9 protein-coding genes are annotated in these 7696 nt (G+C 45.0%); all 9 read left to right on the top strand.

Going from position 1 to position 7696, the window contains the following annotated elements; translation table 11 throughout:
* Window positions 1-5: 5 nt before the first annotated feature.
* Window positions 6-455, top strand: a complete 450-nt coding sequence (locus tag H735_RS25650; RefSeq protein WP_020195640.1) for a DUF3291 domain-containing protein — start codon at window positions 6-8, stop codon at window positions 453-455.
* Between the two features lie 3 nt (window positions 456-458).
* Window positions 459-806 (top strand): hypothetical protein, encoded by a 348-nt coding sequence (locus H735_RS25645; RefSeq protein WP_020195641.1) that lies wholly within the window; start codon window positions 459-461, stop codon window positions 804-806.
* Between the two features lie 171 nt (window positions 807-977).
* Complete coding sequence (locus H735_RS25640; RefSeq protein WP_020195642.1) at window positions 978-1214, top strand: VPA0252 family protein; 237 nt, start codon at window positions 978-980, stop codon at window positions 1212-1214.
* 160 nt (window positions 1215-1374) lie between these two features.
* Window positions 1375-2922, top strand: coding sequence for an arylsulfatase (locus tag H735_RS25635; protein ID WP_020195643.1), 1548 nt, complete (start codon window positions 1375-1377; stop codon window positions 2920-2922).
* Window positions 2923-3092: 170 nt separating this feature from the next.
* A complete protein-coding gene (locus H735_RS25630) occupies window positions 3093-3305 on the top strand; it encodes a hypothetical protein (protein WP_020195644.1) in 213 nt (70 codons plus the stop codon).
* Window positions 3306-3367: 62 nt separating this feature from the next.
* Window positions 3368-3817 (top strand): hypothetical protein, encoded by a 450-nt coding sequence (locus H735_RS25625; RefSeq protein ID WP_152447609.1) that lies wholly within the window; start codon window positions 3368-3370, stop codon window positions 3815-3817.
* Window positions 3818-4165: 348 nt separating this feature from the next.
* The gene (gene ascF, locus H735_RS25620) at window positions 4166-5659 is read left to right on the top strand and encodes a PTS cellobiose/arbutin/salicin transporter subunit IIBC (RefSeq protein WP_020195647.1); all 1494 of its coding nucleotides are present in this window, start codon (window positions 4166-4168) and stop codon (window positions 5657-5659) included.
* Between the two features lie 63 nt (window positions 5660-5722).
* The gene (locus H735_RS25615) at window positions 5723-7150 is read left to right on the top strand and encodes a 6-phospho-beta-glucosidase (protein WP_020195648.1); all 1428 of its coding nucleotides are present in this window, start codon (window positions 5723-5725) and stop codon (window positions 7148-7150) included.
* A 141-nt stretch (window positions 7151-7291) separates the two neighbouring features.
* Complete coding sequence (locus H735_RS25610) at window positions 7292-7627, top strand: zinc ribbon domain-containing protein YjdM (protein WP_020195649.1); 336 nt, start codon at window positions 7292-7294, stop codon at window positions 7625-7627.
* Window positions 7628-7696 lie beyond the last annotated feature (69 nt).

The following is a 7696-nucleotide window of genomic DNA, read 5'->3' as shown; positions in this document are numbered from 1 at the left end:
ATCAAATGAAGCTTGCTCAATTGAATATTGCGTTGTCAAAGTATCCGCTGGATGCACCGGAGATAAAGGATTTCATCGATAATCTCGACTTGGTAAATGGCATAGCGGAACAGAGTGAAGGCTTTGTTTGGCGGCTCAAAGACGAATCTGGTGATGCCACCAACATTAAGCTATTCGATGACCCAAATATGATCGTCAATATGTCGGTGTGGGATAACGTGGATGCGCTGAAGAACTTTATGTTCAGAACCCATCATCGTGATTTCATGCGTCGTAAGGGGGAGTGGTTTCATCGCTTGGCAGAGGATACCTACGTATTGTGGTGGGTTGAAGACGATCATCAGCCCACGCCAGAGGAAGCTTTAGAAAGGTTACAACATCTGCGTGAAAACGGAGACACACCATACGCGTTTACCTTTAAAACGAACTTTGCGGCTAAGGATTTGGGTGAGTAAGCCATGAACCAAGATGGTAAAAAGCAACTGGGCAGTAATCGGCGTAAAGCAGCTTTGAGTTTTTGGCAAGTTGTAGGATTCGCCTTTCTGCCTATTGTTATCGGCTACCAAGTCTTATGGAGTCGATACTTTGCCAACGCCCCTCAAGAGTTTTGGACAAATGGGATGTATCACAACGCATTGCTTTTAAAGTTAAGCAGCGAGTTTCTTATGTATTTGTTTATGCTGTGGTATTTAATGTTCAAGACGTCTTCTAAATATACGATCAGCAAGCCCATAGTGAATAGTATTTTTCTTATTACCATTCTTTATACCAGTTACGGATTATTAATAGAGTTATATTCAATATAACTTTTAGTTTTTAAATAATATGTTTTCTTATATCTATCCAAATTGGAAAGGTCATCTTTCCTTGTCTGTTTTTTATTATCTCTACTACTATGAAAATGAAGTTTGAGTATAAACGTTCTCAAATTATTAGAAGTAAAATATTTTAGAAAAAGACTAAGAGAGAGGGTATTTATGAAAAGACTGATAATCCTGAGTCTCGCAATTTGTTTTGGCAACGCAGCTGTCGCGGGTGAAGGCACATACACGGGTACGATTGATATGACGATGCCAGAAGGCAATCAGGTACAGTATGAGCGTGTTCAACCAGAAATGACGCTCAAAGGTCGAAATGACTCACGCGCTGGTGGCTCAGTGACCCGAAGTGAAGTCGATGAATCTCAGCCAATTGAATTGAGAGGCCGTAGTTAACCTTTCGTCGTATATTCAATAAAGGTGGTTGTTTAAATATAACCACCTTTACTCTTCCTAATTAAATAATGTTCTTGAGTTCTATAGAAAGTGAATACGCTTCTTTTTATTTAAATACTCATTAATTCACTCAACCAAGAACCATTATAGAAATAATATTATGAAGATAAATAAATCTACACTAACGCTTGCGATGGTGGCCGCCACATCATCGGTTGCAGCCCATGCGGCCTCTAAACCTAACATGCTGGTTATTTTTGGGGACGATGTCGGTTACGGCAATATTTCTGCATACAACCAAGGCATGTTGGGTTATGAGACGCCTAATATTGACCGTATTGCTCAAGAGGGCGCTTTATTTACCACTTACTATGCACAACAATCTTGTACCGCAGGACGCAGTACATTTATCACAGGTCAGATGCCAGCTCGTACTGGTTTGACGAAAGTAGGTCTACCTGGTGCGGCGCAAGGCATGCAAATGCAAGATATCACCATGGCAACAGCGCTAAAAGACATGGGCTATGCCACGGGGCAATTTGGTAAAAACCACTTAGGTGACAAAGACGACATGTTGCCAACCAATCATGGCTTTGATGAGTTTATGGGGAACCTGTACCACCTAAATGCAGAGGAAGAGCCAGAGAACCCAGACTACCCGAAAGATCCCGAGTTTCGTAAGAACTTTGGCCCGCGTGGTGTGATTCACTCTTATGCGGATGGCAAGATCGAAGATACAGGGCCGCTCACGCGCAAACGTATGGAAACGGTCGATGAAGAGACCCTTGATGCCGCGATGAACTTCATGGAGCGTCAGGTCAAAGCCGATAAGCCGTTCTTCTTATGGTACAACGCAACGCGCATGCATATCAGCACTCACGTGAAAGCAGAGCACCGTACAACAGGGCTTGGCGAATACGCAGACGGTATGGTCGAGCACGACAACATGGTTGGCGATTTGCTTGATAAGCTCGATGACTTGAAGATTGCGGACAACACCATTGTGATTTACACCACGGATAATGGCCCGATGAATGCGACGTGGCCAGATGCGGCATTTAGCCCATTCCGTGGTGAGAAGAACACCGGCTGGGAAGGGGGCTTCAGAGTACCGGCAATGATTCGTTGGCCTGGTCATATACAGCCAAACACCAAGCTGAACGACATGTTCGCGAGTGAAGACTGGTTCCCAACGTTACTATCCATTGCAGGTAATGACACCATCAAGCAAGATTTGCTGAAAGGATATAAGTCTTCTTCGGCAGATCAGACTTACAAAAACCACCTTGATGGCTACAACCAAGTTGATTTTATTACGGGTAAAACAGACAAGTCAGCACGTGATGAGTTCTTCTATTGGTCTGATGATGGCGAGCTGCTTGCTATGCGTGATAAACGATTCAAGATGCACTTCAAGATCCAAGAACATGAAGGCTGGGATGTTTGGACTAAAGAGCTGACTAACTTGCGTTTGCCTATGATTTTCGATCTTCAAGTCGATCCACTTGAGAAAGGCGATCAAGGCTTTGGCTACAAGAAATGGCAGTTTGAGCATGTGTTCTTGTTGGTTCCTGCTCAACAGAAAGTCGCAGAGATGTTGAAGTCATTTAAAGAGTTCCCTCCACGACAAGAGATCCCAAGCTTCTCAGTCGACAAAGTCATGGAGCAAATGACCAACCTTCGTAAGGTGGAAGAAGCGAAAAGCTAGCAATCACCTCTATTAAAGCAAAGCCAGAGCATGACTCTGGCTTTTTTGTTTCAAACTTAACGTTTTATAAATGTTACTTGCTCTATTTATTGAAAAATGACATGTTACGAGCTTCATTGATAAGCAACCTTTTGATTAAAGGTGTGAGAAGTTCAAGATAGGGAGATGAGATGGACATCGTTGTAGGAATGATCATGACTGCAATTATCGTAGTCGGTTGGGCCTTACCCTTTATGTTAATTACCACCTCTCGACAAACGGGAAGACCTGAAAAAGTCTTATGGGTTTGTGCGTTGTTGTTTTTGTTGTGGTTCTGCTGGGTTATTTATTTGCTTGTTGCACCACTCAAACCGATTCACGATGAAGGTTGGGAGGTGAAATGAGCTATCTCTTATCATTCATGCGTTTCCTTAACCCTAATTACACCAAAACACACCTCTAATTGGTGACGTTAATCTTACTCTCCATTGTTGGTCTGATCGTCTATCAAGTTAACTCAGAGCCAGCCGAGGAAGAAGTTAAGTACTATAAAGGAACGGTCACACACGCATCAGGTGGTGTGGTGGTTTTTGATGTCCCGCCTGAAGGGTTTATTGTCTCGTCTGGCAGCTATTACGATCTGGAAATCCACCCGAATGGATTGATTGTGGAAGCTCTTACTGAACCTGGCACTGCAAACGGATTGCTCAATCAAGAGGTGAAGTTTGGTGTGATCTTCGCAACAGGCAGACATGTTGCTGCGCCCTATAAGTTGGTTTATCTAGAGCAAAATCGACAGGTAATCCTTTCTCTGGAAGAGGGCTTGGATAGCCGTTTTAGTTGGCTTCATCTGTGCCTGGCTACATTTGCGCTACTCGCGTTGATGCTACGCGTTAGTCGTATGACATTTCATTAGTGCTCGTTTGAATCCACCTCACATTTACCTGCTTAATCCTCTCAAATGATGGTTTCTTGCTTATATGCAACATCATTAGCTTCATCAATGAAATAGCGGATCAGATTTACGTCTTTGAGAACGTGAATCATGTTTAGATTTCGCTGTTTCATTCACCTTGCAGTGGATTCCAGCCATTATCCCACTTTGAACTTGTTCTACGAATACGCGGTTTATTTACCGATAGTTACCAGTAACATGTTACCGGTAACTTGGTTGTTGTGTTCGATTTCGTTGATTCTCATTTGAAGGTTCGCAGCAAGAAAACAACCTCCTACAGGTTGATGAATAATAATTGGAGTGAGAAAGATGGCGAAAGATTACGGCATCATTGCTCGTTCAGTACTAGAGAAGCTGGGCGGTGCAGAAAACGTAGTGGCACTAACGCACTGCATGACGCGATTGCGTTTTGTATTAAGCGATGAAAGTAAGATAGATGCAGAAGCACTGAAGGGCATCAAAGGTGTGATGGGCGTGGTTCACAATGGTGATAAATGTCAGGTCATCATTGGCAATAACGTATCTTATGCGTACAAAGAAGTGATGGCGTTGTGTAACCTTTCTTCATCAGAATCGAGTGAGCAAGAGAAAAAGGTCAAGCTTACTCCAAAAGTGATTGGCGCTAAGATCCTTGATGCATTAGTCGGCACCATGTCGCCACTGATTCCGGCGATCATCGGCGGCTCAATGGTGAAGCTGCTGGCTATGGTTCTTAAGATGACAGGCTTGCTTGATGATGATTCTTCAACACTGATCATCCTCAATGCGATTGGCGACGGTGCTTTCTTCTTCCTACCCGTTATGGTTGCCGCGTCTGCTTCAATCAAATTCAAAACCAACATGTCACTCTCCATTGCGATTGCGGGCGTGTTGATTCATCCGAACTTCATGGAGTTGATGGCGCAAGCGGCTGATGGCAAGCATGTCGACTTCTTCAGCATTCCAATTACTTCGGTGAAATACACTTACACCGTTATTCCTGTGTTGGTGATGACTTGGGCGCTGTCCTACATCGAACGCTGGGTTGATTGCATCACACCTGCTGTGACGAAGAACTTCCTAAAACCGATGCTGATCGTATTGATTGCGGCACCACTGGCGATCGTTTTGATTGGTCCACTAGGTATTTGGATTGGTACTGCGCTTTCCGCATTGGTTTACACCATTCACAGCACTCTAGGTTGGTTGTCAGTTGCGATCATGGGCGCACTTTGGCCACTATTGGTTCTGACAGGTATGCACCGCGTATTTACACCGACCATCATTCAAACTATTGCTGAAACTGGCCGTGAAGGCATGGTTATGCCATCGGAAATTGGTGCCAACATCGGCATGGGTGGCGCTTGTCTTGCGGTTGCATGGAAAACTAAAAACCGCGAACTAAAACAAACCGCGAGTGCGGCGGGGGCGTCTGCAATTTTTGCGGGTATCTCAGAGCCTGGACTTTACGGCGTGCTTGTTCGTCTGAAACGACCACTCATCGCGACCATGATCACTGGTTTCATCGTGGGTGCACTTGCTGGCATGGCAGGGCTGGCGAGCCACTCAATGGCAGCGCCGAGCTTGTTCACTAGTGTGCAGTTCTTTGATGTGAACGACCCGATGAGCATCGCATGGGTATTTGGTCTGATTGCTCTGTCGATTGTGCTTTCTTTCGCTCTGACTTTAATCCTTGGTTTTGAGGACATCCCGAACGATGAAGACGAGGAAGGCGAAGCTATCGCAAACAAAGACGTCGCAAATAAAGAAAAAGCCGAAGAACAAGTAACGGTGTTAGAGCCTGCAAAGCCAGCTTCCGCATAACCAAGATTTGAATAATTGATAGAGCCGCCTTTGCTGGTGGCTCTATGTTAAGAGGTAAATAAGATGTCTAAATCTGTGTTCCCAGAAAACTTCCTATGGGGTGGGGCAATCGCAGCAAACCAATCTGAGGGTGGATACCGAGAAGGTGGCAAAGGGCTCACGACCGTGGATATGATCCCTTATGGTGAGAACCGAATGCCAATCAAACTCGGCCTTGTCGATTCGGTGGAATTGAGTGAAGAAGAATTCTACCCAAGCCACCAAGCCATCGATTTTTATCACCGTTATAAAGAAGACATCGCACTTCTAGCCGAGATGGGGTTCAAGACCTTTCGCATGTCGATCGCATGGAGCCGAATCTTCCCGAAAGGCGATGAATTAGAGCCAAACCAAGCAGGCATTGATTTCTACCGCAGCGTATTTGAAGAGTGCCACAAGTACGGCATTGAGCCGCTTGTCACGCTGTGCCATTTCGATGTGCCAATGCATCTAGTGAACGAATATGGTTCTTGGCGAAACCGTAAGATGATTGGCTTTTTTGAACGCTACGCAAGAACCTGTTTCGAAGCTTTTGATGGGTTAGTGAAATACTGGCTGACGTTCAATGAAATCAACATCCTTCTGCATAGCCCATTCTCAGGTGCGGGTTTGTTGTTCCAAGAGGGTGAAAACCGCGATCAAGTGAAATATCAAGCCGCGCACCATGAGCTTGTTGCCAGCGCCTTGGTGACTAAGATTGCTCATGAGATCAATCCAGAGAACCAAGTTGGCTGTATGCTGGCGGGTGGGAACTTCTACCCATACAGCTGCAAGCCAGAAGATGTGTTCACAGCGATGCAAAAAGATCGTGAGAACTTATTCTTTATTGATGTTCAGTCTCGTGGCTACTACCCGTCTTACGCGCAGAAAGTGTTTGATGAAAAAGGCGTGACGCTGGAGATTCATGAAGAAGATTACGAGACGCTGAAAAATACGGTCGATTTCATCTCATTCAGTTACTACGCCTCACGTTGTGCATCGGCAGAAATGAATGCCAATAACACCAGTGAAGCCAATGTCGTGAAGTCGATTAGGAACCCACATTTGCCTGCCAGCGATTGGGGGTGGGTGATTGACCCGCTTGGCCTGCGTATTACTATGAACACCCTTTATGATCGCTACCAAAAGCCATTGTTCTTAGTAGAAAACGGTCTGGGCGCGAAAGATATACCGGATGAAAATGGCGAAGTACAAGACGATTACCGTATTGATTATCTGCGCCAACACGTAGAAGCCATGGCCGATGCGGTTACCGATGGTGTTCCGCTGATGGGCTTTACACCGTGGGGTTGTATCGACTTGGTAGCGGCATCAACGGGTGAGATGAGTAAGCGCTATGGCTTTATCTATGTAGATAGAGACAACCTAGGCAACGGTACGCTAAACCGAACACCAAAGAAGTCTTTCCTCTGGTATAAGCGTGTCATCGCATCCAACGGTACAGAGCTTTAATCAAACAGAAACACGCCCTTATCTTGAATGCCTTTCCAAAGAGGGATGGCTAAGTTGTGAGGGCGTTTTTTGACAAATCTACTCGATAAGGTGAGCAATACCCTTTACCATAACCGCAAATTCAATAGCTCGTAATTACTTATGTCTCTACCTCCTTGCCCAAACTGTAACTCAGAATACGTTTACCCAGACCAAGACCAGCTTGTTTGCCCAGAATGTGCTTATGAGTGGAACCCAACTCAGGCGGCAGATGAAGATGCCGTAAACGTGAAAGATGCCAACGGCACTTTGCTGCAAGAAGGTGATAAGGTCACGTTAGCGAAAGACCTAAAAGTAAAAGGCAGTTCGCTGGTACTTAAGATCGGCACCAAAGCGGTGATTCGTCGCATTAAAGACGGCAAAGATCATCAGCTAGATTGCAAAGTTGATGGCGCTGGCGAGATGATGGTTACGGCGCAGTTTGTGAAGAAAGCGTAAGATCAGCTCTGGAATATCGCTTTCAGAAACAATAAAAAACAGCTCACTAGGAGCTGTTTTTTTGTTTTA

Origin of the sequence: Vibrio owensii CAIM 1854 = LMG 25443 (genome assembly GCF_000817815.1) — a bacterium.
GTDB lineage: Bacteria > Pseudomonadota > Gammaproteobacteria > Enterobacterales > Vibrionaceae > Vibrio > Vibrio owensii.
This window is presented reverse-complemented; position numbering and strand designations above follow the sequence as displayed.

Coding starts and splice junctions, on each gene's coding strand:
- H735_RS25650 (WP_020195640.1), top strand. CDS start 6: ATGAAGCTTGCTCAATTGAATATTGCGTTGTCAAAGTATCCGCTGGAT.
- H735_RS25645 (WP_020195641.1), top strand. CDS start 459: ATGAACCAAGATGGTAAAAAGCAACTGGGCAGTAATCGGCGTAAAGCA.
- H735_RS25640 (WP_020195642.1), top strand. CDS start 978: ATGAAAAGACTGATAATCCTGAGTCTCGCAATTTGTTTTGGCAACGCA.
- H735_RS25635 (WP_020195643.1), top strand. CDS start 1,375: ATGAAGATAAATAAATCTACACTAACGCTTGCGATGGTGGCCGCCACA.
- H735_RS25630 (WP_020195644.1), top strand. CDS start 3,093: ATGGACATCGTTGTAGGAATGATCATGACTGCAATTATCGTAGTCGGT.
- ascF (WP_020195647.1), top strand. CDS start 4,166: ATGGCGAAAGATTACGGCATCATTGCTCGTTCAGTACTAGAGAAGCTG.
- H735_RS25615 (WP_020195648.1), top strand. CDS start 5,723: ATGTCTAAATCTGTGTTCCCAGAAAACTTCCTATGGGGTGGGGCAATC.
- H735_RS25610 (WP_020195649.1), top strand. CDS start 7,292: ATGTCTCTACCTCCTTGCCCAAACTGTAACTCAGAATACGTTTACCCA.